The sequence below is a fragment of the Shewanella sp. FDAARGOS_354 genome, assembly GCF_002209245.2.
GTDB classification, from domain to species: domain Bacteria; phylum Pseudomonadota; class Gammaproteobacteria; order Enterobacterales; family Shewanellaceae; genus Shewanella; species Shewanella xiamenensis.
This window is the reverse complement of record NZ_CP022089.2, coordinates 946487-970551: the sequence shown is the minus strand read 5'-3', so window position 1 is coordinate 970551 and position 24065 is coordinate 946487. Positions and strand designations below refer to the sequence as shown.

The following is a 24065-nucleotide window of genomic DNA, read 5'->3' as shown; positions in this document are numbered from 1 at the left end:
ATTTGAGGGCCCAACGGGATTCTGAATTTTTTTCACAAAAAGCCACCTAAACAATTAATATTAAACAACTAAATATGTGAAATTGGCTTGCATCAAATCATTGATATGCCCATTGTCGCTGCTCTATCGAATTTTTTTAGGTAGTGAACTCTGATGTTTATGGCCTTTTCACAACACATTCCGTACACCATCCTCAAAGTGAAAAATACACTGCATCTGATATAACAAATTGCCGTTTCCTCCTGTACTCCTTGTGTTAAATGACATAAACTCGCCTTTATTTTATGTAAGTTTCTCTACACTTTATGAAATGGTTATTACTTATTTTGTCTTTACCTACGTCAAATGCAACTACGCGAATGCGGACATGGCGAGCACTTAAATCAGCGGGTGCAGCTGTATTACGTGACGGTGTTTATTTACTCCCCCAACGGCAGGAACATCAGCAACTATTTGATGGTTTAGTAAAAGAGGTCGAAGCAAGCAAAGGCTCTGCTTATGTACTCCAGGTTGACACCGAAGAGTCGGACCTGTTTAGCGGAATGTTTGATCGTAGTGATGCGTATGCCAGCGTTTTACATGATCTACAATCTGTAAAAGGAATGACGGAAAACTCATTACAAGAAGCGACACGGCAATTGCGTAAATTCCGTAAAAACTTCACAGCTATCTCAGCGATTGATTTCTTTCCAGGTGAAGCACAATCGCAAGTTCAGCAGGTACTACAAGATCTTGAACTCCAACTTAACCGCCAGTTCTCACTCAATGAACCCCACGAACACACAGGTCACATTCCAAGGTTAGACATCTGCCTTTACCACGGGCGCTTGTGGGCAACCCGTCAACGCCCTTGGGTAGACCGTCTTGCCAGTGCTTGGCTGATCCAACGCTATATCGATCACGATGCCCGCTTTGTTTGGTTGGCAACGCCTGAAGATTGCCCCGCAGATGCGCTGGGGTTTGATTTCAATGGTGCACAGTTTACTCATGTCAATGGCAAGGTCACTTTTGAAGTTCTACTTGAAAGTTTTGGTTTGAATAGCCCCTGTTTGGCGCGTTTGGCTGCGTTGGTCCATTTTCTGGACGTTGGTGGGATCCAGCCAAATGAGGCCAGTGGATTAGAGCAGATCCTCTGGGGGTTGCGAAACAGCATACATGATGATGACCAACTCATCTTAAGTGCCAATTTTGTTTTCGACGCACTATGTACCGCTTTTACAGAAAAGGAACCGTTATGAGTACTATCGTGGAACGAACATCCGATCAACAAGTTCAAACGCCAGAAGCCGTGAGTTTTTGGCAAGCATTCCTGTTCTGGCTAAAGCTCGGGTTTATCAGCTTTGGCGGTCCGGCGGGCCAAATCTCTATCATGCATCAGGAGTTGGTGGAGCGCAGACGCTGGATCAGCGAAAAGCGGTTTCTACATGCGCTTAATTACTGCATGGTATTGCCTGGCCCTGAGGCACAACAACTCGCTACATACATTGGTTGGTTAATGCACCGCACCTGGGGGGAATAGCAGCGGGTGTTCTGTTTGTATTACCATCGCTCTTTATTTTGATCGCTCTCTCGTGGGTGTATATCGCCTATGGTGATGTGGATTGGGTGGCTGGTTTATTTTATGGCATCAAGCCAGCAGTAACGGCCATCGTCGTGCATGCCGCGCATCGCATTGGTTCACGAGCATTAAAAAACAATCTGATGTGGGCGATTGCCGCTGCCGCATTTGTAGCGATATTCGCTCTTAATGTGCCCTTTCCTTATATTGTCATTGTTGCAGCATTGGCTGGCTATTTAGGCGGTCGGTTTTTACCTGACCATTTTAACAATGACGGAGGCCATGGCACTTCCGATAAATCTTTCGGGTCAGCTTTAATAGACGATCATACCCCGACACCTACTCACGCCATTTTCCGTTGGTCGCGTTTTTGTATGATTTTAATATCCGGGCTATGCCTATGGGCAATTCCTTTACTTACACTGTGGACATTCTTGGGCTGGGATCACACATTCACCCAAATGGCTTGGTTCTTTACTAAAGCGGCACTACTCACTTTTGGTGGTGCATATGCCGTACTGCCTTACGTCTATCAGGGAGCTGTCGGTCAATACGGTTGGCTAACACCCACACAAATGATTGATGGACTTGCTCTGGGCGAAACAACTCCTGGGCCACTTATTATGGTCGTGGCTTTTGTTGGTTTTGTTGGCGGATATGTAAACGCTGTATTCGGTCCTGACATGGTATTTATTGCAGGCGCTGTTGCTGCGTCCATCGTCACGTGGTTTACGTTCTTACCGTCATTTATTTTTATCTTCGCAGGCGCTCCTTTTATCGAAACGACACAAAACGATCTGAAATTCACTGCGCCACTGAAAGCCATCACCGCAGCTGTAGTAGGTGTGATCTTAAATCTGGCTCTGTTTTTTTGTTACCACATTTTGTGGCCAAAAGGTTTTGATGGCCAGTTTGAGTGGATTTCTGCCGTCATTTCAATCGCAGCGGGAGTTGCATTATTTCGCTACAAAATCAATGTTATTAAAGTGATCAGTGTCTCTGCACTCGCCGGACTTTTGGTTTCATTAATGGAGCTCGTTTAAGTCATCTTTCAACGCACAGTACCCAACTAACCCCTTGAATGGAGAAAAATACCAGTGGATGAATTTAACCAAAACCGACGTGATTTTCTCATCACCAGTGCGGCCGCAGCCGGAAGCTTACTGCTGAGTTCGGCAGTCAACGCCGAAGTAGCAGTGAAAACCACGAACACAAGTACAGGAGCAAATTGGATGATCCCAGAACTTAAACCTAAACCGCTACCATTTAATGCGGCAAAATTAAAAGGCCTTTCTGCGGCTCTTCTGGAGTCTCATTGGGTTAATAATTATAGCGGATCCATCAAAACCCTAAATGCTGTCAATAGCCAACTGAATCAGGCGCTTGAGAAACCAGACACACCGCCATTTCTCTACAATGATCTCAAGAGGGAGCATTTGATCCGCACAGGATCGGTCATTTTGCATGAATTGTATTTTGATAATCTGGGAGGAGATGGTAAAGCAGATAGCGAGTTACGTTCCGCAATTGCCAAACAATTCGGCACCTTTGACCGCTGGGAAACTGAATTTCGAAAAATAGCTCAAGGCTTGGGCGGAGGTTCCGGCTGGGTCGTTTTGGGCTACAACACCCATTTTAATAAACTGGAAAATTATTGGATGGGTGATCACGCGCACTATCCGGTGGGAACTACACCATTACTGGTGATGGATATGTATGAACATTCGTATCATATGGACTTTGGTGCTGCTGCGAACAAATACATTGATGCCTTTTTTACCAACATTAACTGGGACAAAGTTGCAGAACGTTTGAAAATGCCTACTGCAAGCTCCGTGTGATTACGTAAACTAACATTACATTCTTACCAAGAAAATGACCACTTAGGAACAAATTAGGTGGTCATTTTCAAAAAAACATATCTTCTGTGGTAGTTGCTTACTTTGTCGTTTACTGGCTTCACCTAAAGAGACAAGCTGAATACTCTGATGAGGAGTAAATCGGCAACAATTTAGATTGCTGTTCTGGGGCCTTATACATCAGACGTTCCGCGCCGCTTACATCGCACTGCATTACGTGACCTTAGATATGTCTAAATGAATATCCATGGGTTCAATGGGTCTGTTCACATCAATATTATAATCGCCAAACCGGTTGATGTAGGATGTCCAGTAGGGAGCTAGACATCCCAGCAACTCCTGGGTGATTTCATGACCTTCCGCAGTGAGTTGCTTTAAGATCTGAGTCATTTTCGCGGTCGTGTACAAAATCACCATATTGGCCACCAGTTGATTGTACTTCACAATTTTTTGCTGCTCGTAGCGTATGTTTTCGGTGATGATCCGCTCACCACCAAAAAAGAGCCACTTCTTGTACTGGTGAAACTCTTCCGTTTTATTAGTTTCAGCATGAATAGTCTGGCGCATCACTGGATCATCAATGTAGTTCAGCAAGAAGATGGTCCGGATCACTTTCCCCAGCTCTTTAAAGGCGAAATACAGTTTGTTTTTGCGGCTGTACGTGCCCAAACGTTTGAGTAGTGTCGAGGGGGTGATCCGTCCCAGCTTGATAGAGACCATTACCCGGAGCATATCTGGCAGGTATTTACGGATCAGTTCAAAATCGATGCTGCCGCTAAACAGTGAGTCAATGTGCTGATACTTGGTGTTCTTGTCCGGTCTGAAAAACCGCAAGTCGTGAATATTACGAATGCGGGGCATCAGCTTGATCCCCAATAAATGCGACAATCCAAAAACGGTGTAGCTTTGCGCGTGAGTATCGCCATGCAGTGTATCGGGCTGAATGTCCGACTCATTTTTTTGCAGGACATCAAGGATATACACCCCTTCATAGGTGCCACACGGAATAAAGTGGCTGAACAAGGCAATGTACGTATCCGAAACATGGTAATAGCCGATCCCGCCATACCCGCCGTAACGAATGTGATACTGAGACATCATATTTTGCTCGTACAGCTCCCATTTGGTGCCATCGGCGGACGCATGACTACCGTCACCCCAGAATTTGGGCAGATCAAATTGATTGTACGCATTGATCACTTTGGTGATGGCCTTTTCCAGTTTCACCTCGCTGACTTGTTTTATATTCAGCCAGGCCACCTGGCGCGGACTCAGTCCTTTGATTGACCGAGCTGTTTGGGTTGGGCCCAGATTACACCCATAGCAAAACAACGTCGTAATAAATCGGTACTGCGGGTTGTCCAAACGACTTTTGTTGCCGGAGTGGGGATAGATAATTTTATGCAGATCAAGCCAATGCTCTGTGTCCGTCAGTATATCGACGATACTGGTGGTTTCCAATTTTCCGCTGATGAGCTCCTTCAGTGCTTCCACTTCATTGTCCGGCCGTTCTTTTTTGCCTTTTTTCAGACTCAGTCGTCCGGATTTGAGCGTTGCACTGTCGTTGGCTGGAAACCGGGCATCGACCCGTTGTGCTGTTTCAGTTAATAGGGTTTTCAACTGATCAATAAATTCATCAGGCTTGTTCACCGGAAGTTCTATTTCCTGGGCATACCGGTCAATTTCCTGCAGATACTCTTCGACACTGACAAACTCTTCGCGGTGGTCGTAGTATTCCTGACCATGAAGCACATGCAGATCCCCGGACTCGAGTTCCTGCTTGATCAGTGTCCATATCGCCAGCTCCAGGTATTTTCTGTGGTATTTCACATCGTCGCTGTCGTTCGTTGGCGTGACTTTGACCAGCTTGGCCCATTGGGCAGGAAACAGCGGTGTGGGATCGGAGTCACAGTACTCCAGCACCTGCTCCTCGGAAATAAATTCTTTGTGACTATTTCTAAGGGCCAAAAGCAATCGCAGCAGCTGCAGCGTGCTGTCATCACTGGTGGCACTTTGCAGTTGCAGCACATCCAGGCAACGGTACATCAATCCTCGTTTCAACCGGTACGAGGTCAGCATAAAGGGATAAAAATTGTTGCCTGAGTACGCCAGGTATTCATCACACCGCGACATCACCAGCGTACTGCCGGGCTTCAGTGCTTCACCGACCGCATCCAAACGCTCGGTTTCAGAGCTATCCATTTCATACGCCACGGTCACGGCCCGAAGAGTCTGGATCAGATCCGTGACCTTTTTCTGTTGCTTTAGGATGTACTCATCCAGACTTTTCTGGGCCAGACTCTCCATCTGCCGCAACATCCGGATGAGCATATTGGTCACATCGTCTAAAGCTTTGCCTTTTTGCCCCCGGATCAACAGCACAGCCAGCGCATAGCGCTTGATGGGTTTGAGTTCCCGCATCTCCCGTACATCCAATGCCTGTGCTTCCGTCAGAAATTGCTTCAGCTTGACGGCCGGGATCTGCACGTCCGGCATTTTTTCGGACAAATCCAACAGCCAGGCGACATGCTGCAGGTAAAAGTTAATTTCCTTGGCACCGGGTTTCTTTGGCTCCCGCTTGAGTTGCTGCCAGGCGCTGTAACTTTGTTCGGTGTCTTTTTGCAGTAGCGTATCGATGTGCAGCCGGGCCTCGGCGCTGAGACCTTCGGCTATGGTCTTAAAGTAAGCAGTGTTTACCTGGTTGCGTATGAGCCGGGCAATGCGTTGCAGCTCAGAAAAACCTGGCAGTTCATAACAAAAGCGAACCAGCTCTTCCAGCATCACGTTGATAATGTCGGAGACATTGTCTTTGGTTTGCGCTGCTTTTCGTGCAACGTCCATCAACCATGGCTCATCTTCATCGGTGTACCGCCGCACACCCCGAGTGGCCCGAATATCATCCAGTTGCTTATAACGACTGGCGGCGGTGCTGTATGTGGACCACTCGGCCTCAGTGGGCAGACTGTGGACCCCGGCAAATTTCATCAAAAAGCGGATCAGTGGCAGTGGGAACTCTTTGGGCACCACAAAGTAACCCATCCGCTGGAAAAGCTTCAGGTGAATGAGGAAGCCGAGCCGGTGCAAAGGCTTGCGATAAGCGCTGGCCCAGCTCAGTTCCAGATCGGTCGGTCGATAATGCTTTTCCAGTAAACGAGCGCTGTACTGCGTATCTAAGACGGGATACGCCGTATCCTGATAACCACCTTGCATCCGATGCGAACTCCTTCATTAATCCCAATAACGTCCTGACGCTGGCTCCGTCAGGGTGATCTCAATCATGCACTGGTGATCCTGAGCCATGTGATAGAGGCTGGCCAGGAGGTCATCAATACGTTCATCCAGTTCTGCTTCGTCGGCGACCCGCAACGTCAGGCGGTAACGATGATCCACTCCATCGATACACTCGGCTTTGAGTGGTTTAAGGCAAAAGCGGTCTATTTTTTGGCGAACTTTCACTGGGTCACGGCTATTTTTGTGGTAGCGCTGCAGGCTATAGCGAAGTTCCAGCTCGTGTGTACTCAACGTCTGTAGAGGCGCTGACTCCACCTCTGTGGGTGTAACAGGCAAAAATGGCACGGGGCTATCCATGTAACGCATGGCAGAATTCAGATCTTTCCAGCCGACATATTCCATCAATGCCTTGAGCGACCAGCCACTTTGACCGGCCCATGTGGCAAAGCCGCGGCGTAAGGAATGGGCGCTGTAGTGTCCTGCATCGGCTACCCCGGCGGCGATGAAGTTTTTGCGTAGCAGTGGCACAATATTTTTGGCGGTCAATGCCGCTTTGCCTAGCTGGCCCCAGCGGTTGATGCTCCGAAACACCGGCCCTTCGGTCAGCCCGGACACCTCCAGATAGCGCTCCAGTGCCTGCACAGGACACAGCTGCGCTAAGGCCGGTAATCGATAAACTTCCCCTCGGTTGGCGCGATCCGTTTTGCTTCGTCGCAGATAAATGTGCAGTCCTTCTCCTTTGGCCAGAACAAGATGCTCCACGTCCATCCGGCACAGCTCATCGCCACGAAAACCACGCCAGAATCCGACCAGAATAAAGGCCCGATCCCGGCAGCAGCGCAGCAACTCCGGTTGTTCATTCTCTTCAATGGCTATGGTTTCGCGCTGGTCCAGACTTCGGACGATTTGAGCCAACGTCTCTAGCTGCAGGGGTTTGGCTTGTTTTTCCCGGACGGGATGCAATTCACGGATCCCTTTGAGCACCTTTTTTACCATTGGCGCTTTGGTCGGATCGACAAAGCCTTGCTCACGGTGCCAGGCGGATAAGCCGGACAGTCGCTGCTTGAGTGTATTGAAGGTTAACGAAGGTGCGTAGTGGGCCAGGTAGCGGCAGATCTCCGCGCTGGTCGTCGGCAGTAGTCCCCCAAACTGAGTTTCAAAATGTTCCACCGCCGCTTGATAACTGCGTCGGGTGTTATCCCGTGTCGCGGCCTGCAGATACTGATCAATGGTGTTCACTACGCGAGTCGATCCCCACAACGGTGCCGTTGCTTGTTTTTTGTACGCCCACTATACGGGCTCGCTCCGATGCTTCGCAAGGGGTTCTGTACGGAGACAGAAAAATACGTATGGCGTAGGCCTACAGTTGACGCGGCTTCCAGCCTAACAAGTAATAATCCATAATTATTACTTGTTATAAATGATGAAATTTTGACTATTTTTATTTTTGATTTAGTATGTATATACATATTACGTATTAGTATGAAATGGAGTAAGACATGGCCAGAACCGGGATCACAAAAGACGATGTAAAAGACGCCAGACAACGGCTGATGGACGAAGGTCAGTCGGTTACGCTGGATTCGTTGCGTATTGAGCTGGGCAATACCGGTTCCCGGTCAACCATACAGCGCTGGCTCAGAGAGCTCGAGAATGACGATTCGACGTTGTTGCATGATGAGCAGCTTCTGACGGAGACGATCAAGACGACGGTGCTGCAATTGGCCAGGCGACTTCAGGAAGAGGCTTTGACCCACGTGACACAAGCTGAGGCCATGCATAAGGCTGCACAAGCGAATTGGCAGCAGTTGGCTGACAACCTGCGCACACAGATCCAGGATTTGACGGCGCAAACCGACGACTTGCAACGCAAGCTCTTATCATCTGAGGACAGCAATAAAAAGCTACAGGAAGCCAGACAGCAAGATGCACTCACCATGGCGGAACTCACCGGTGAAAATGCCCATCTGAAAAGCCTGCTCGCCACCAAAGAGCAGCACATTAGTTCTCTGGAAGAAAAACACCAGCATTCACGGCAAGCTTTGGAGCATTATCGCGCTTCTGTCCAAACGCAGCGTGAGCAGGATGTACAGCGCCATGAACACCAGATCCAGCAGGTACAGGCAGACCTTCGCGTAGCACAGCAAACTGTGATGGTGAAACAGCAGGAAGCGAGCACTCTGCTGGCGCAGGTACAGCAATTAACATCCACGCTGCAGCATGTAGAGACTACATCCGCGCAGTTGAAGGAGCAGATGGGTAGTCTTGAGACGGAGCGCCGTCAATTAGAGCGTCAACTGGAGCATCGAGATACACTGTATGCTGAGTTGCAAAAAGCCTTTGATGCGAAATGCCACGATGTACAGCAATTACAGGCCCATGTTTCGAGCGTGAAAACACAAGAAACGACCTGGTTGCAGGAAAAGGCCGCATTAACCGCGACCTTGGCCACTCAGCAGCAACTTTGGCAGCAGTTTTCACGCAGTTCAGCAGCACCTGCATCCTGATCATTACTATTACTTAGGAGTTGTATTTATGGCCCTGACGGATGAACAGTCACAAGAACTAATGGACGCCATCATCGAGAAATGTGAAACCATGGAGCTATCGCCGGAGGAAATCATCGATGGTTTAGGGCGGGCGCTCATGAGTGCCACAATGGCTTTTGAAAAGCAGTCAGCGTCCATAACAGTAGAAGGCGTAGGCTACTGTGATGTCGTTTTAGAAACCGCAAGTTCACTGTGAGTATGAAGCCAAGACACCGAGTGAATGCTATGCCACGGTGGTGGCAACAGCAGCACGGAGTAGGCGGGCTTATATTTCATGATGAAATTATCTTAGCTCCAGGCAACTATGACTTAAACCCCAACAGTAAATGGGCACACTTTAAAACTACCCAGCTAAAATCGCAGTCTCCAACACCACAAAACATTTCCCGAGATATGTTCAGGCGTATTCACCCGAGCAAAAAGAATAGCGTCAACGTGAACGATCATGACGAAATGCAGTCATTGCCGACAAGACCGGGTTGTTATGCTGTGATCCGTGACAAACAGGTTCTGTACGTCGGTGCCTCGAGTGATCTGAGAGAACGATGCTATCGATTCATTGGCAAAGGGGAGAGAGCAGACCGGCTTTACTTCTGGATCTGGCGCTATCCGTATTCTTTGGAATACATCTTGATTTCGTTCCTTGCACCAAAGGACAACTGCCACGGTAAGTACAATAAGTTTCCGGCTATATGCGCCTGGAACGGTAAATTCAGAGAAGAATTGGATTTTTAAAACGTCTCGTAAAAGCAGGTTTAAATCAATTTATATATTAATAATATCAATGGCTTAAATAATTTTTTGTGAAAAAAATTCAGAATCCCGTTGGACCCTCTACTACACTCTAACTGTGCGACATAAATTAAGTGATGAGGTCTCGGATGGTGATTGATCTTACAAAGAAAAAGCCGCTCTTTTCAGGGAAAAAAACCATAGAAACTTCTGCATTTTCTGCGCCCTGGAAAATTCTTGTTGTTGATGATGAGCCTGATGTACACACGGTCACTAAACTTGCACTTTCTCGTTTTAAACTCGATGGTCGTGCCCTCTCCTTTATTAACGCTTATAGTGCTGAACAAGCTAAAGAATTTCTTTTAAATGAACAAGATCTGGCAATTGCCTTTATTGATGTTGTAATGGAAACCGATCATGCTGGCTTGGAGTTAGTAAAGTGGATCCGTGAGGAACATAAAAACAATCCGCCTAATTTTGCGCACAGGACAGCCAGGCCAAGCTCCTGAAGAAGATGTTATCGTCAACTACGATATCAATGACTATAAGGCAAAATCTGAACTCGATTCACGCAAGTTAATGACAAGTGTCTACTCGGCACTGCGTTCTTACCGCGACATTATGGAAATCGAACAAGCAAGGCGTGCACAGCTGAATCATCGAAAAGGATTAGAGCGAGTGCTCGAGGCAACCTCAGGATTATTTGAACTCAGAACGCTCTATCGATTCGCTGATGGCTTGCTGACCCAAGTTGCAACCCTATTGAATCTCGATTCCGAAACACTGCTGCTAACCTGCAATGCCATGGATGCGATAAGCGGCCATATGGAATCTGCTGAGATTAAGATTTTGGCGGGGACGGGACAATTTGCCGAGAGTCCCGCGAACAAAGTGTTACCAATGCATATTGATAAGTTATTACGCACGGCTCTCGCACAAAAGCGTTGTTTATATGAAGATAACTGTTTCGTTGGCTATTTCCCAACGAAGAGCGGGCTTATCAACCTGCTTTATATGGATGGGATTGATAAAATCGACGATTTAGATAAAAAACTTATTGATATTTTTGCAATAAATGTGGGTATCGCCTTTGAGAACCTACTTCTAAATCAAGAGGTCGAAGATACCCAGTCTGAACTTATTCTACGTTTAGGAGATGTCGTTGAAAGCCGCTCAAAAGAGGCTGCTAATCACGTAAAACGTATGGCCGAATATTGTGCCAAACTGGCACTACTTGCAGGATTATCTGAGACCGAAGCTGAACTTTTACGCAGAGCATCGCCTATGCATGATATTGGTAAGATAGCGATCCCCGATGCGGTGTTGCTTAAGCCAGGCAAGTTAGACGATAAAGAATGGTCGGTTATGCGTCAGCACCCTACTATTGGCTACCAGATCCTCGCTAATTCCGAGCGGCCTATCCTAAAAGCCGCTGCGATTATAGCCTTGCAACATCATGAAAAGTATGATGGTTCAGGCTATCCAGCCAATTTAAGACAAGAACAAATTCACATTTTTGCCCGTATTGTTGCAATTGCAGATGTGTTCGATGCTCTTTCCCATGCACGTTGCTATAAAGCAGCTTGGCCACTGGAAGAGGTTATCGATGAAATGCGTAAAGGTGCAGGTAAACATTTTGATCCTGATTTACTCGAACTCTTTATCAATAACATCGATATTTTTGTACAGGTAAAGGAAAACTGGAAGGATCATGATGAATAGCCAAAAAAGCATTCATAATCAATCATCCACCTATGATAATCGATCATATGAATAAGGAGCGGGAGTTAATATTGTTAACAAGCTCTTTATCCGGCGAACGCCATAAACTTAATATGGATTATCGGCAAGAAAGTCAAAAATAACGGCTTGCTCGATACCATTTCGACTAAAACTGATAAAACCACGCCACACCATATATCCACTGCTACAGGAACCGTAAATCAACTGCCCCTCATAGGTTGTTTTATCGAGTTGACGAATATTGACAGGGATAATGCCCATAAACATATCTCTACCTTCTAAACGGACCTGTAAATTATCAAGTACATCAGAAGATAATAGCTTCAATGTTAATGGTTTTTCACTTGGCGCACGATCTGGCGAAAGGCTGATGCTCAGCACTATATCCCCGACCTTTTTAATGCAATCCCCCTGAGTAAACACACAAAGAGTGGGATCTGTAGGCGGTATTTTTACCTGTTGCTCGGCTTTTTTATCACAAGCGCTAAGATTCAACGCAATTAACATGATGTAAAGCGGGAGACGTTTGCGATTAAGCACAAAAATTAACCTTGTGATGCAAGATGTTAACATTCTATGGCGTAGGTTGATCTAGATCAACTTTCCGTCCCCCTTCTTTGGTATCTTTTTTGACATGGCTCAAGTATCATTGCGAAACCTCATATTTGAGCACAAATGTGTAGGGTAACGCATTGACATGGCTTCATAACCCTTATAGGGACATGAGCTTTGTGTCATATATAACAGGTAAAGCTAGTCTTTACTAAAAGTAAAAGTAATAAGCAGTGGAAGCATTATGATGAACCATTCCCAGCCAACAGGCGCTGATTACAATTACACCATTGTCCGCCAATTCGCCTTAACCACAGTTTTGTGGGGTATTGTTGGTATGTCAGTCGGTGTTTTAATTGCGGCTCAGTTAATCTGGCCACATCTGAACTTCGATACGCCTTGGTTTACGTATAGTCGCTTGCGACCATTACACACCAATGCGGTAATTTTCGCGTTCGGAACATCAGCCCTCTTTGCAACATCCTATTATGTCGTACAACGCACCTGTCAAACCCGACTATTTGCACCTAAATTAGCTGCATTTACGTTTTGGGGATGGCAAGCCATCATTCTGTCAGCAGCCATCACTCTGCCAATGGGTTATACCAGCGGTAAAGAATATGCTGAATTAGAATGGCCAATCGATATCGCTATTACGATCGTTTGGGTATCCTATGCAATAGTGTTCTTCGGCACTATTATCAAACGAACAACATCGCATATTTACGTAGCGAACTGGTTCTTTGGTGCATTTATCATTACGGTTGCCGTGCTTCACATCGTGAACTCAATGGCCGTTCCTGTTAGCTTGTTTAAGTCATACTCTATGTACAGTGGCGCGGTCGATGCCATGGTGCAATGGTGGTATGGTCACAACGCGGTAGGCTTCCTGTTAACCGCTGGCTTCTTAGGTATGATGTACTACTTCGTTCCTAAGCAAGCGGGTCGTCCTGTTTACTCATATCGTCTGTCGATTGTGCACTTTTGGGCACTGATCGCACTGTACATTTGGGCAGGTCCTCACCACTTACACTACACTGCCCTGCCTGACTGGACTCAGTCTTTAGGTATGGTGATGTCACTGATCCTGTTCGCACCATCTTGGGGCGGTATGATCAACGGTATCATGACCTTATCTGGCGCATGGCACAAACTGCGTACTGACCCAGTATTGCGTTTCTTAGTGGTTTCTCTGTCTTTCTATGGTATGTCGACCTTCGAAGGTCCGATGATGGCCATCAAGACAGTTAACGCTTTATCTCACTACACAGACTGGACAGTAGGTCACGTTCACTCCGGCGCGCTAGGCTGGGTTGCAATGGTATCTATCGGTTCTCTGTATCACTTGATCCCAGTACTGTTCGGCCATGGCCGTATGTACAGCATCAAGTTAGTTAACGTGCATTTCTGGTTAGCGACAATCGGTACTGTTCTTTACATCGTGTCTATGTGGATTTCGGGTGTAATGCAGGGTCTGATGTGGCGTGCAGTTAACGCTGACGGTACTTTGACTTATAGCTTTGTTGAAAGTCTGGAAGCTTCTTATCCTTTCTACTTCGTACGTTTCCTCGGCGGTTGTTTCTTCTTAACCGGTATGCTGATCATGGCATACAACGTGATCCGTACTGTGAAAGCCTCTAAAGATTCATTGCCAGCACTGGCTGAAGCAAAAGCGGCTTAAGGAGCAAACTCGATGAAATTTAATCATGAGATAGTTGAAAAAAACATCGGTTTGTTAGCGATATTCACTGTTATCGCTATCAGCTTCGGTAGCTTGGTTGAAATCACGCCGCTGATTTTCCAAAAAGATACCACTGAGCCTGTTGAAGGTTTGAAACCCTACACTGCCCTGCAACTTGAAGGCCGTGACATTTATGTACGTGAAGGTTGCTACAACTGTCACAGTCAGATGATCCGTCCTTTACGTGCAGAGACTGAACGTTACGGTCACTACTCTGTTGCCGGTGAGTCTGTTTGGGATCACCCATTCCAATGGGGTTCTAAGCGTACTGGTCCAGACTTGGCCCGTGTTGGCGGTCGCTACAGCGATAAATGGCATGAAGTTCACTTAATCGATCCTCGTGCTGTGGTCCCTCAATCGAATATGCCAGCCTTCCCATGGCTTGCCGAAAACAAGTTAGACGGCAAGTTAACCGGCGACAAGATGACTATTCTGCGTAACATGCACAAAGGCGGTTACAAAGGTAAGGATCTTTACACCGATGAAGAAATCGCAGGCGCGCAGAAAGCTGTTGAAGGTAAGACAGAGCTGGAAGCCTTGATTGCATATCTTCAGTCTTTGGGTCACGCACTCAAATAAGGAGGCAGTATATGGATTACGGCACATTACAAGGTATTTTAACCATCATTGTGATGCTGACCTTCGTCGGTATATTTGCTTGGGCATATAGCTCGCGTCGTCAAAAATCCTTTGATGAAGCAGCGAATCTTGTGTTTTCCGATGAGGAAATCAGCAAGGAATCGAAGGACTCAGGAGAGAATAAGTGATGAGTAGCTTCTGGAGTATTTGGATTAGCGTACTCTCGTTAATTGTGATCGCAGGATGTTTTCTGTTGCTACGTGTGTGTTCAAAGAACACCACCGATGTCAAAGAAGGCGAATCCATGGGTCACAGTTTCGATGGTATCGAAGAACTCAATAACCCACTGCCAAAATGGTGGAGTTATATGTTCTATATCACTATCGTGTTTGGCCTAGTGTACTTAGCCCTGTTCCCAGGTTTAGGTAACTACAAAGGTCTACTGAACTGGACCAGCTCTAACCAAAGCATTGGTACAGAGAAAGGTATTAAAGCCGATTCTGTAGCCGCGATTGAGCTGGCGGCAAAAGAAGGCATGTACGTTCAGTACGACCAAGAAGTTAAACACGCTAACGAAAAATATGGCCCAATCTTCGCGGCTTACTTGGCAACACCACTCGAAGAGTTAGTGAAAAACCAAGAAGCGTTGAAAGTGGGCGGCCGTTTGTTCCTACAAAACTGCGCGCAGTGCCACGGCTCTGACGCACGTGGTAGCAAAGGCTTCCCTAACCTGACCGACAGTGATTGGTTATACGGTGGCGATTTAGCCACGATTAAAACCACCATCATGAGCGGTCGTCATGGCATGATGCCACCGAAAGGTGGTTTGCCAATCGACGATAGCGAAATTGCAGGTCTAGCCGAGTATGTGGTTAAGTTATCTGGTCGTGAACACGACGAGAAACTCGCAGCTCTTGGTCAAGGTTCATTCATGAAAGGTTGTTTTGCGTGTCACGGTATGGACGCAAAAGGCAACAAGCTCATGGGCGCACCTAACTTAACTGACGATGTTTGGTTATATGGCGGTAGCCGTGGTGTGATCGAAGAAACGATCAAACACGGCCGTGCAGGCGTGATGCCAGCATGGAAAGACGTTCTCGGTGAAGAGAAAGTCCACGTGATCGCAGCTTATGTTTATAGCTTGTCAAACAAGTAATTAGATATGAGTAACACTAAGGCCTCGATAACGTCGGGGCCTTTTTTTTAAAGTGCTAAAGCCACCTTTTAACGGTAAAATGGCGCAAATTTTTATAATGGGTATTTAACATGAGCGAACAACAACCCTGGTATAAGCAGTTTTGGCCTTGGTTTTTAATTATTCTTCCTTTATGTGCCGTCGTCGCAAGTTTTACCACGCTAAAAATTGCCCTCTCAAACTCTGACTCTCTGGTTGCCGAGGATTATTACAAAGAAGGCAAAGCCATCAACATGGACTTGAGTAAAGTCAAATATGCCAAGCAGCTTGGCATGCAATGGCAACTTGAACAGAATAACCATGAACTCCTATTCACTCAGCACGGCGGCCCAGCCTATCAAGCTGCGTTGAAAGTCGAATTTTACCACCCAACGATTGCCGAAAGAGATATTAAGACCACTGTCACCGCCGATGCCAATCATGTGTATCGCATTACTCTGCCCGATGTGTTAACGGGTGCTTGGGAAGTCCGCCTCGAAGGTTTTGACGGTAAATGGCGTATTCATCAACGTGTCGAATTAAAAGACAACGTCCAATTGTGGTTGAACTGACGGTGGTTGAATAAGTATTGCTATGACACATCCAAGTTGTTTTCACTGTAATGAACCTGTACTCACCGGCACGCAGTTTGTCACTCGCATTAATGATCGCGATGAACTCATGTGTTGCCCAGGCTGCCAAGCGGTATCCCAAGCCATTGTTGATGCAGGCTTATTAAGCTATTACAAGTTTAGAACTGAGCCAGGTAATAAACAGACGGCCCTTGTGCCTGATGAATTAAATCAGTTTAGTGCCTATGACTTGCCCGAGGTACAGCAGGACTTTGTCCACTCAGTGGAGAATAGCGACTCAGTGTCGCTGTCCATTGATGGCATTACCTGCGCGGCCTGCGCTTGGTTAATTGAACATAAAGTGAAGCAACTGCCTGGCGTAAGCCAAGTGATGGTCAACTCCACCACCCAAAGGGCGCTGATTAGCTGGGATAAACAACAAGTTAAACTCAGTGATATTTTGGGGCAAATTAGCCGTATCGGTTATCAAGCTGCGCCCTATCAAGTGGATGAACAAGAACTGACCGCCAAGCAAAATAGCCGTAAATTCTTACTGCGTTTAGGTTTAGCGGGCTTTGCCACCATGCAAGTGATGATGTTCGCACTCGCCCTCTATACCGGTTACTTTACCGATTTGGATGTGCAATATCGGGATTATTTCCGCTGGGTGAGCATGATTTTCGCCACGCCCGTGGTGCTCTATTCGGCGCAGCCCTTCTATTTTAGCGCGATTCGCACCCTGCTCAGTGGCAAACTCAATATGGACGTATCGGTCTCTATCGCCATTGGCGGCGCCTATATCGCCAGTTGCTTTGCGACCGTTAACGGCACGGGCGAAGTCTATTTTGAATCCGTTTCCATGTTTACCTTCTTCCTGCTGCTGGGACGTTATTTCGAGCAGAAGGCCAGACAAAAGGCCTCCGTTAGCTCCAGCAATCTGCATAAGTTAGTGCCGTTAACGGCGCATCTGGTTACGGCGCAGGGGCAAGAAGAGATCCCCGCTAAAAAATTATGTCTTGGGGATATTATCCTTATTAAACCCGGTGAAATGGTCGCCGCCGATGGAATCGTGGTTGACGGCCACACCAGCATCAATGAAGCCATGCTCACCGGTGAGCAAATGCCGATTGAAAAGCCCGTCGATAGCCAAGTATTTGCAGGCACCATTAACCTAGACCAACCCATTAAGGTAAAAGTCACCGCTCTTGGGCAAGACCAATTGGTTGCTGAAATTATTCGCTTGCAGGAATTAGCCTCAAACACTAAACCTGCCGTCGCTATGCTAGCCGATAAACTGTCGCGTTATTTCTCAGGCACTATCTTAACCATAGCGACAATCACCTATCTGGTGTGGCTACAAATCTCCCCCGAAGACGCCTTTTGGGTGACCTTGTCAGTATTAGTGGCCACCTGTCCTTGCGCCCTTGCGCTGGCGACGCCTACCGCAGTGACCTGCGCGACCGCGATTTTTACCCGTCTTGGGATCATTACCCGTAAGGCGGGTGTATTTGAAAAACTGCCTCAAATCAGGCATGTAGTATTTGATAAAACCGGCACCCTCACCTGCGGCACGCTATCGATAGCCAAGGTGCAATGTCATGGTGATTTTAGTAAAGAACAAGTACTAGCGATTGCCGCAGCGTTAGAAACGGGCTCTCGTCATCCCATTGCTGCTGCATTTGCTGCTTATTTGACACCCGATGTCGTCGCAAATCAGGTTCACCATGAAGTGGGTTTTGGGGTTAAAGGCATTATCAATGGCGCTGAATATCGCATTGGGAATGCTCACTTTACTGGCGCAATAGTCAATTCAGAGTTTATCAATCAACAGATTTGGCTTGCTCGTGCCAATGATGACCAACTAAAGGTTATCGCCACTATTGAGATCAAAGACAATATTCGTATCGATAGCAAAGAAACTGTCGACATACTGAAGCAACAAGGTTGCAAGGTCAGTATCGCCAGCGGGGATAGCTCTGGGCATGTGCATCAATTGGCAAAAGAGCTCGGCATTACGGATGTACACAGTGGACTCACACCGGCCGATAAACTCTCGCTAGTGAATAAGTTACAGCAATCCAATCCTGTGGTGATGTTCGGTGATGGCATAAATGACGCACCAGTACTCGCTGGCGCCGATTTATCCGTGGCCATGGGCAGCGGTAGTGCAATTGCCAAAAACAGTGCCGATCTTATTTTGCTTGGCGATCACCTCTCCCGCTTCACCCAAGCGGTGAGGGTTGCTAAACTGACCACACAAATTATTCGCCAAAATCTCGCTTGGGCATTAGGTTACAACGCGCTCATTTTACCTTTAGCGGTAACCGGCCATGTTGCACCTTATATTGCCGCTATCGGCATGTCGACAAGCTCACTGATTGTTGTGGGTAACAGTTTGAGATTATTACGAATTAAAATATAACAATAAAATAGGCTTAGCTAATGAGCATCATTTATGTACTTATCCCTATTGCGATGATCTTTGTGTTGATCGCTGTAGCCGTGTTCTTTTGGGCGGTAAAATCCGAACAATTCGATGATTTAGACCGCCAAAGTGTCTCAATTCTATTCGATGAAGATGCCGACAAACCTAATCCTGCGAGCATCAAGCAACAGGAATCTCAAGACAAAGGCATGCCTCAGTGACTGGCACTGTGATTGAATACAATGTAATGGGTGCATTTCTCGTTGGTCTAATGGGAGCCGCTCACTGCTTTGGCATGTGCGGTGGCCTTGTTGGCGCCTTTTCCTCTCAGCTTGCTAATCCTAAGCAAGGAAACCACTTAGCCCATCAACTCACTTACTTATTAAGTTATAACCTTGGCCGGATTGTCAGTTATACCTTCGCGGGCGCTTTAGTCGGCGGTTCATCTGCCATGCTTGGGCACTTATTTGAGCTAGATAGCTACCTATTAATTCTCCGGATCATCGCCGGCGTCATGATGATTGCAACCGGGCTTTACATTGCAAAAATTTGGATCGGAATAGTACAAATTGAACGCCTTGGTCAGGTATTGTGGCGTTATTTGAAACCCATAGCACAACGTCTGGTGCCAATCACTACGCCAATGCAAGCCATCACCGCGGGATTGATATGGGGATGGCTGCCCTGCGGACTGGTATATAGCACCTTAACTTGGTCTGTAGCGGCAGGTTCTGCCAGTCAAGGCGCCTTGATTATGCTGGCATTTGGTTTGGGTACACTCCCTGCACTACTCAGTGCAGGATTGGCGGCCAAACGCTTAGCCAATTGGGTACAGCAAAAAACCGTTAGATTATTGAGTGGCTTACTTTTAATTGCCTTTGGTGCACAAACTTTATATATCGCCCTGTCGCAGCTAAACTAGCCCAAGCGAATGAATTGGTTTAACATGGCTGCAGTGGATTAACTTGAGAACCGACATGACAATAGAGCAGAATAAAAACCGTCGTCCCGCCGCCAGTGGGTGCGCAATTCATTGTCACGATTGCAGTATGGGAACCCTTTGTATCCCATTCACCCTCAATGCAAATGAACTCGATCAACTCGATGACATTATTGAGCGTAAGAAACCTATTCAAAAAGGCGAACAGATTTTTAAATCGGGTGATCCTTTAAAATCACTCTTTGCGATCCGCTCAGGCACCATAAAAAGTTACACGATCACCGAACAAGGCGATGAACAGATCACTGGCTTTCATTTAGCGGGAGATGTCATTGGTTTTGATGGTATTCATGCACAATCTCATCAAAGTTTTGCACAAGCCTTAGAAACTTCCATGGTGTGTGAAATACCCTTCAATATTCTCGATGAACTTTCAGGCACAATGCCTAAATTACGCCAACAAATCATGCGCTTAATGAGTAATGAAATCATGAGCGATCAAGAAATGATTTTGCTGCTCAGTAAGAAAAATGCAGAAGAACGCCTCGCTGCATTTATCAGTAATCTCGCTAACCGCTTTGGTAATCGAGGTTTTTCTGCCAAAGAATTTCGCTTGACCATGACACGTGGGGATATTGGTAATTACCTAGGCCTTACCGTTGAAACCATCAGTCGCTTGTTAGGCCGCTTCCAAAAATCTGGGTTAATCGAAGTAAAAGGTAAGTACATCATTATCGTTGATTATAATGAACTTAATCTTCTAGCGGGTAATGCCAGAATTGCCAGATAAGCTTCATCATTAATCATGCGTTTTTGGCGCTAGGCACTGGTTTTCAAAAGAGTTTTGATCTAGAACAATACAGATAATTGCCAAAGGCTCATGATGAATATGAGCCTATGACTAAAGGAACAAGTTATGAAGGATTATCAAAAAATACTGGTCGTTGTCGATCCTACGACAGAACATCAAGTGGCACTCGCTCGAGCGGTTACCTTAGCCAGTAAAAGTAACGCCCATGTGACCGTGTTTCTTTCGATTTTTGACTTCTCCTATGAAATGACATCGATTCTATCGAGCCAAGAGCGCGAAGCCATGCGCCAAGGTGTGATTGATCAACGTTTAGCTTGGATACAAGATCTGCTGTCAGCCTATAACCACCTACAACTGAATATTGATACGCAAGTTATTTGGCACAACCGCCCCTTTGAAAGCATTATTAACTATGCCATTGCAGGGCAATATGATCTGATTGTTAAAGGCACCCATGCTCATGATAAATTAAAAGCGGTGATCTTTACTCCGACGGATTGGCATTTAATGCGTAAAGCCCCTGTTCCTGTATTAATGGTCAAAGATCATGATTGGCCTGAAACCGGTAAAATCCTCTGTGCGGTAAACGTGGCGACTGAGGATACCGATCATCAAATGCTTAACGGCAAAATTATTGAACATGCGAAGGATTTAGCCGCAAAATTTGCCGCCGAAGTTCACTTAGTCAATGGCTATCCTGGTACACCGGTAAATCTTGCCATTGAACTCCCCGATTTTGATGCACAAACCTACAACGACACCATTCGCCTACAACACGAACAAAGAGTGCAATACCTGGCTAATGCCTATGGTATCGATACACTCCATTGCCATGTGAGGGAAGGATTGCCAGAGGATGTGATCCCTGAGCTTGCTGAGCAGCTCGATGCTGAATTAGTTATTTTAGGTACAGTCGGTCGTACGGGCTTTTCAGCAGCACTCATTGGCAACACAGCAGAACATGTTATCGATAGCATCAATTGTGATTTATTAGCTATCAAACCTGATGGTTATAAATCGCCGCTTGAAGAGGCATAGCGCACGCCGCTCTTTACCCCGCCGTCGATAGCTGGAATAATACGCGCCCTGAAACTGAGTTACTGGGCGCTTTTTTTATGTTGGAAGCTATGTCTGAAGTTACGGCGAGTCAAATGCCTGAAGAATTATCAAAAAAACAAATTACCCGTCTGAATAAATTACAGAAGCGTCTGCGTCGTGAAGTGGGTAGTGCTATCGCCGACTACAACATGATTGAAGATGGTGACCGAGTCATGTGCTGCCTAAGTGGCGGTAAAGACAGCTATGCTATGCTGGATATTCTGCTCAATCTACAACAGCGCGCGCCTGTACAGTTCGAAATTATTGCCGTTAATTTAGATCAAAAGCAGCCAGGTTTCCCTGAAGATATACTGCCTGCCTATCTAGATAGCCTTAATATTCCCTACCACATTCTTGAAAAAGACACTTACTCGATTGTGAAGGAGAAAATTCCTGAAGGCAAAACCACTTGCTCACTGTGCTCTCGCCTGCGTCGTGGCACTCTCTATGGTTTTGCGCAACGAATTGGCGCAACCAAGATAGCTCTCGGTCATCACAGAGACGATATTATTGAAACGCTATTCCTCAATATGTTTTATGGCGGCAAGATGAAAGCCATGCCACCTAAGTTGCTCTCAGACGATGGCGCAAACGTGGTTATTCGCCCACTTGCGTACTGTCGTGAAAAGGATTTGGAAGAATACGCACAGCTTAAAAAATTCCCCATTATTCCTTGTAATCTCTGTGGCTCTCAGGAAAACCTCAAGCGTCAAGCGGTTAAAGACATGCTCAATCAGTGGGATAGACTATATCCTGGCCGTATTGAAACCATTTTCACTGCTATGCAAAATACTGCACCTTCACAGGGTGTTGACCGTGACCAATTTGACTTTGTATCGTTGAAACGCGATCCCAACGCGCCGATGAAGGGGGATGTGGCCGAAGCTGAACTGCCCGCCTTTGATTTTCTCGATATTGCTAACAACGGCCATATCGATTTAGATGCGGCAAAACGCATCAATATCGTCAACGTGTACGAAGCGTAAATGCGACAAGCATAAAAAAGCCCACTGACGTGGGCTTTTTTATAGCTAATCTATTGTTACTTAACCCAAGGACTTAATACGGTCGGCACATGGCTAAATTGCAATGATGTCAAACTATTGATCTGCTCAACGCTCAGCTTAAAGCTGGTATTCACCTGTTGTTCACGCCCATCAAGCGTCACGGTAACAGTTTGATCTTGAGCAAATTCAAAATTTAATCCTGCAATAGGATCCTTAAAGTAACGCATCGGGAAGCCCTGCATAGCCCCTAGTAAGTCATCCATTTCATTAGCAATTTGCTGTAAGCGTTCTTGATCATATTGAACTTGTGTTTGCTTCGAGCGCACTTGCATCGCAATTCCACAGCCTTCAGCCTTACCCTCAAACTCTAGATTTACTAATGCCCGCTGGTCTTTCAGTGCATCATCAAAGGGAATAAACAAACGTTGCGCAGATGTATAAGTGAGTGGCGTTGAATTTAATTCACTCGAAATGGTACCACTCTGAATATGGCAGTTAGGCAGCATTGGTACACTAAAGGCCACTTCGACTAACTGATAACTGCCCTTATTGACCTGCTTCAATCTGTCATAAAACCCTTTATATTCAAGGGAAATTGTTTCTGCCTGCACATTTGATGCAAACAAGCAAACTCCCACTAACAACCATTTTTTATACATCCGCCTTCACCAAATATTTTTCATTATGACGTAACATATCGAGTAATTCATCGATATAAGCTTCTTGCCTTTCAGAATAATTCACTAATCCATAGATAAGTTGGTCGGCACTCAACTCGGCCTCCTGAGCACGTAAATCGGCTCGAATTGAGCGAAACAAGGCATATGCTGTGTTCGAGTTTAAATTACGCATATAGGAGGAAACTGAAGCGTCTACCGATGGAAATATTTCTACTTCGTGTATTTTACCTGAGCCTCGCGAAGAAGGCACAATGCCGCAGCCATGACTAAAACACCATTCACCAAAGAAATTAAAACCTTCACGAGCAAAACGAGAACTGCCCCACCCAGATTCATTAGCCGCTTGGATCAGCACCATCGATTCTGGAATAATATCAACCCGTTTGAGTAAGCTGTTAAGGGATTTAGTATCGACACTGCGGGCAGCATATTGATATTTATCAAATAATTGATTGAGCTGCGCTAACTGTGATTCGGACAACGTATTGCCATTATCTAATACTGCCAACATATCAATGATAAATTCACGTTCAGTGGCAATAATGGCGTTTTGTTGTTGAACAATCGGCCTCAAAAAGTTAAAAAAGGCACGTTTTTTTTCTGCAACATCACTGATAGCAGAAAAGTCAGGAACTTGCGTAACAGGCTCAACGGCGTTTTCCAATTGGTTAACAATAGATTCAGGCTCATTCGTCGTAGGAATGAGCCACAATCTCAACGAAAAAATCGCCGAGATCACTAGGGCTAACGCGAGTGTAAACGAACCAATTCTACCAGTTTTCAATAAGTCACCTTCGATGTTGAGTTACTAGTG

The 24065-nt window shown here is 46.2% G+C and carries 21 protein-coding genes and 2 pseudogenes; 18 read left to right on the top strand and 5 right to left on the bottom strand.

Annotated elements, in window-relative coordinates; all coding sequences use genetic code 11:
- Window positions 1-305: 305 nt before the first annotated feature.
- From CEQ32_RS04485 to CEQ32_RS04475, 3 genes and pseudogenes are all read left to right on the top strand, one after another.
- Window positions 306-1238, top strand: coding sequence for a chromate resistance protein ChrB domain-containing protein (locus CEQ32_RS04485; protein WP_088585572.1), 933 nt, complete (start codon window positions 306-308; stop codon window positions 1236-1238).
- Window positions 1235-2601 (top strand): annotated as a pseudogene (gene chrA / locus CEQ32_RS23180) (chromate efflux transporter). The gene CEQ32_RS04485 and the pseudogene chrA overlap by 4 nt, the downstream one beginning before the upstream one ends.
- A gap of 54 nt (window positions 2602-2655) precedes the next feature.
- Window positions 2656-3399, top strand: a complete 744-nt coding sequence (locus tag CEQ32_RS04475; RefSeq protein ID WP_088585571.1) for a superoxide dismutase — start codon at window positions 2656-2658, stop codon at window positions 3397-3399.
- A 231-nt stretch (window positions 3400-3630) separates the two neighbouring features.
- On the opposite strand, the gene CEQ32_RS04470 is transcribed toward CEQ32_RS04475, so the two are convergent.
- Complete coding sequence (locus tag CEQ32_RS04470) at window positions 3631-6627, bottom strand: Tn3 family transposase (protein ID WP_122040734.1); 2997 nt, start codon at window positions 6625-6627, stop codon at window positions 3631-3633.
- A gap of 18 nt (window positions 6628-6645) precedes the next feature.
- A complete protein-coding gene (locus CEQ32_RS04465) occupies window positions 6646-7887 on the bottom strand; it encodes a site-specific integrase (protein WP_088585570.1) in 1242 nt (413 codons plus the stop codon).
- A gap of 260 nt (window positions 7888-8147) precedes the next feature.
- Between CEQ32_RS04465 and CEQ32_RS04460 the strand changes: the two genes are divergently transcribed.
- The 4 genes and pseudogenes from CEQ32_RS04460 to CEQ32_RS04445 all read left to right on the top strand — a co-directional run bounded on the left by CEQ32_RS04460 (window position 8148) and on the right by CEQ32_RS04445 (window position 11651).
- Complete coding sequence (locus CEQ32_RS04460; RefSeq protein ID WP_088585569.1) at window positions 8148-9155, top strand: DNA-binding protein; 1008 nt, start codon at window positions 8148-8150, stop codon at window positions 9153-9155.
- Between the two features lie 28 nt (window positions 9156-9183).
- Window positions 9184-9393, top strand: coding sequence for a hypothetical protein (locus CEQ32_RS04455; protein WP_088585568.1), 210 nt, complete (start codon window positions 9184-9186; stop codon window positions 9391-9393).
- Between the two features lie 2 nt (window positions 9394-9395).
- The gene (locus CEQ32_RS22920) at window positions 9396-9932 is read left to right on the top strand and encodes a hypothetical protein (RefSeq protein ID WP_088585567.1); all 537 of its coding nucleotides are present in this window, start codon (window positions 9396-9398) and stop codon (window positions 9930-9932) included.
- Window positions 9933-10078: 146 nt separating this feature from the next.
- A pseudogene (locus CEQ32_RS04445) lies at window positions 10079-11651 on the top strand (DUF3369 domain-containing protein).
- 108 nt (window positions 11652-11759) lie between these two features.
- On the opposite strand, the gene CEQ32_RS04440 reads toward CEQ32_RS04445, so the two are convergent.
- A complete protein-coding gene (locus tag CEQ32_RS04440; RefSeq protein ID WP_037418559.1) occupies window positions 11760-12245 on the bottom strand; it encodes a hypothetical protein in 486 nt (161 codons plus the stop codon).
- Window positions 12246-12468: 223 nt separating this feature from the next.
- On the opposite strand from CEQ32_RS04440, the gene ccoN reads away from it, so the two are divergent.
- From ccoN to ttcA, 11 genes are all read left to right on the top strand, one after another.
- Window positions 12469-13905, top strand: coding sequence for a cytochrome-c oxidase, cbb3-type subunit I (ccoN, locus tag CEQ32_RS04435; RefSeq protein WP_011072351.1), 1437 nt, complete (start codon window positions 12469-12471; stop codon window positions 13903-13905).
- A gap of 12 nt (window positions 13906-13917) precedes the next feature.
- Window positions 13918-14544 carry a cytochrome-c oxidase, cbb3-type subunit II gene (gene ccoO / locus CEQ32_RS04430; RefSeq protein WP_023265294.1) on the top strand — a complete coding sequence of 209 codons (627 nt, stop codon included), beginning with the start codon at window positions 13918-13920 and terminating at the stop codon, window positions 14542-14544.
- An 11-nt stretch (window positions 14545-14555) separates the two neighbouring features.
- Window positions 14556-14732, top strand: a complete 177-nt coding sequence (locus tag CEQ32_RS04425) for a CcoQ/FixQ family Cbb3-type cytochrome c oxidase assembly chaperone (protein ID WP_011072349.1) — start codon at window positions 14556-14558, stop codon at window positions 14730-14732.
- Window positions 14732-15700, top strand: coding sequence for a cytochrome-c oxidase, cbb3-type subunit III (gene ccoP / locus CEQ32_RS04420; protein WP_037430481.1), 969 nt, complete (start codon window positions 14732-14734; stop codon window positions 15698-15700). The genes CEQ32_RS04425 and ccoP overlap by 1 nt, the downstream gene beginning before the upstream one ends.
- A 110-nt stretch (window positions 15701-15810) precedes the next feature.
- Window positions 15811-16290 (top strand): FixH family protein, encoded by a 480-nt coding sequence (locus CEQ32_RS04415; RefSeq protein ID WP_037430483.1) that lies wholly within the window; start codon window positions 15811-15813, stop codon window positions 16288-16290.
- A 22-nt stretch (window positions 16291-16312) separates the two neighbouring features.
- Window positions 16313-18712 (top strand): heavy metal translocating P-type ATPase, encoded by a 2400-nt coding sequence (locus CEQ32_RS04410; protein ID WP_088585566.1) that lies wholly within the window; start codon window positions 16313-16315, stop codon window positions 18710-18712.
- A 20-nt stretch (window positions 18713-18732) separates the two neighbouring features.
- Window positions 18733-18936 (top strand): cbb3-type cytochrome oxidase assembly protein CcoS, encoded by a 204-nt coding sequence (gene ccoS / locus CEQ32_RS04405; protein ID WP_037418545.1) that lies wholly within the window; start codon window positions 18733-18735, stop codon window positions 18934-18936.
- 8 nt (window positions 18937-18944) lie between these two features.
- On the top strand, window positions 18945-19637 hold the full coding sequence (locus CEQ32_RS04400) for a sulfite exporter TauE/SafE family protein (RefSeq protein WP_192959165.1): 693 nt from the start codon (window positions 18945-18947) through the stop codon (window positions 19635-19637).
- Window positions 19638-19692: 55 nt separating this feature from the next.
- The gene (gene etrA / locus CEQ32_RS04395; protein ID WP_037418542.1) at window positions 19693-20445 is read left to right on the top strand and encodes an electron transport transcriptional regulator EtrA; all 753 of its coding nucleotides are present in this window, start codon (window positions 19693-19695) and stop codon (window positions 20443-20445) included.
- A 126-nt stretch (window positions 20446-20571) separates the two neighbouring features.
- Window positions 20572-21504, top strand: a complete 933-nt coding sequence (uspE, locus tag CEQ32_RS04390; protein WP_088585564.1) for a universal stress protein UspE — start codon at window positions 20572-20574, stop codon at window positions 21502-21504.
- Window positions 21505-21581: 77 nt separating this feature from the next.
- Entirely contained in the window at window positions 21582-22550 is a 969-nt protein-coding gene (gene ttcA, locus CEQ32_RS04385; RefSeq protein ID WP_047536988.1) for a tRNA 2-thiocytidine(32) synthetase TtcA, read from the top strand.
- A gap of 56 nt (window positions 22551-22606) precedes the next feature.
- Here ttcA and CEQ32_RS04380 read toward each other — a convergent pair whose 3' ends face one another.
- Window positions 22607-23230 carry a DUF2987 domain-containing protein gene (locus tag CEQ32_RS04380; RefSeq protein ID WP_037418533.1) on the bottom strand — a complete coding sequence of 208 codons (624 nt, stop codon included), beginning with the start codon at window positions 23228-23230 and terminating at the stop codon, window positions 22607-22609.
- The gene (locus CEQ32_RS04375; RefSeq protein ID WP_055647950.1) at window positions 23223-24035 is read right to left on the bottom strand and encodes a glucosaminidase domain-containing protein; all 813 of its coding nucleotides are present in this window, start codon (window positions 24033-24035) and stop codon (window positions 23223-23225) included. The genes CEQ32_RS04380 and CEQ32_RS04375 overlap by 8 nt, the downstream gene beginning before the upstream one ends.
- Between the last annotated feature and the right edge of the window lie 30 nt (window positions 24036-24065).

Excerpts from the sequence above, each read along its gene's own strand:
- ttcA (WP_047536988.1), top strand. The coding sequence starts at position 21,582 with ATGTTGGAAGCTATGTCTGAAGTTACGGCGAGTCAAATGCCTGAAGAA.
- CEQ32_RS04380 (WP_037418533.1), bottom strand. The coding sequence starts at position 23,230 with ATGTATAAAAAATGGTTGTTAGTGGGAGTTTGCTTGTTTGCATCAAAT.
- CEQ32_RS04415 (WP_037430483.1), top strand. The coding sequence starts at position 15,811 with ATGAGCGAACAACAACCCTGGTATAAGCAGTTTTGGCCTTGGTTTTTA.
- CEQ32_RS22920 (WP_088585567.1), top strand. The coding sequence starts at position 9,396 with ATGAAGCCAAGACACCGAGTGAATGCTATGCCACGGTGGTGGCAACAG.
- CEQ32_RS04440 (WP_037418559.1), bottom strand. The coding sequence starts at position 12,245 with ATGTTAACATCTTGCATCACAAGGTTAATTTTTGTGCTTAATCGCAAA.
- uspE (WP_088585564.1), top strand. The coding sequence starts at position 20,572 with ATGAAGGATTATCAAAAAATACTGGTCGTTGTCGATCCTACGACAGAA.
- ccoO (WP_023265294.1), top strand. The coding sequence starts at position 13,918 with ATGAAATTTAATCATGAGATAGTTGAAAAAAACATCGGTTTGTTAGCG.
- etrA (WP_037418542.1), top strand. The coding sequence starts at position 19,693 with ATGACAATAGAGCAGAATAAAAACCGTCGTCCCGCCGCCAGTGGGTGC.
- CEQ32_RS04470 (WP_122040734.1), bottom strand. The coding sequence starts at position 6,627 with ATGCAAGGTGGTTATCAGGATACGGCGTATCCCGTCTTAGATACGCAG.
- ccoS (WP_037418545.1), top strand. The coding sequence starts at position 18,733 with ATGAGCATCATTTATGTACTTATCCCTATTGCGATGATCTTTGTGTTG.
- ccoN (WP_011072351.1), top strand. The coding sequence starts at position 12,469 with ATGATGAACCATTCCCAGCCAACAGGCGCTGATTACAATTACACCATT.
- CEQ32_RS04485 (WP_088585572.1), top strand. The coding sequence starts at position 306 with ATGAAATGGTTATTACTTATTTTGTCTTTACCTACGTCAAATGCAACT.
- CEQ32_RS04455 (WP_088585568.1), top strand. The coding sequence starts at position 9,184 with ATGGCCCTGACGGATGAACAGTCACAAGAACTAATGGACGCCATCATC.
- ccoP (WP_037430481.1), top strand. The coding sequence starts at position 14,732 with ATGAGTAGCTTCTGGAGTATTTGGATTAGCGTACTCTCGTTAATTGTG.
- CEQ32_RS04410 (WP_088585566.1), top strand. The coding sequence starts at position 16,313 with ATGACACATCCAAGTTGTTTTCACTGTAATGAACCTGTACTCACCGGC.
- CEQ32_RS04460 (WP_088585569.1), top strand. The coding sequence starts at position 8,148 with ATGGCCAGAACCGGGATCACAAAAGACGATGTAAAAGACGCCAGACAA.
- CEQ32_RS04425 (WP_011072349.1), top strand. The coding sequence starts at position 14,556 with ATGGATTACGGCACATTACAAGGTATTTTAACCATCATTGTGATGCTG.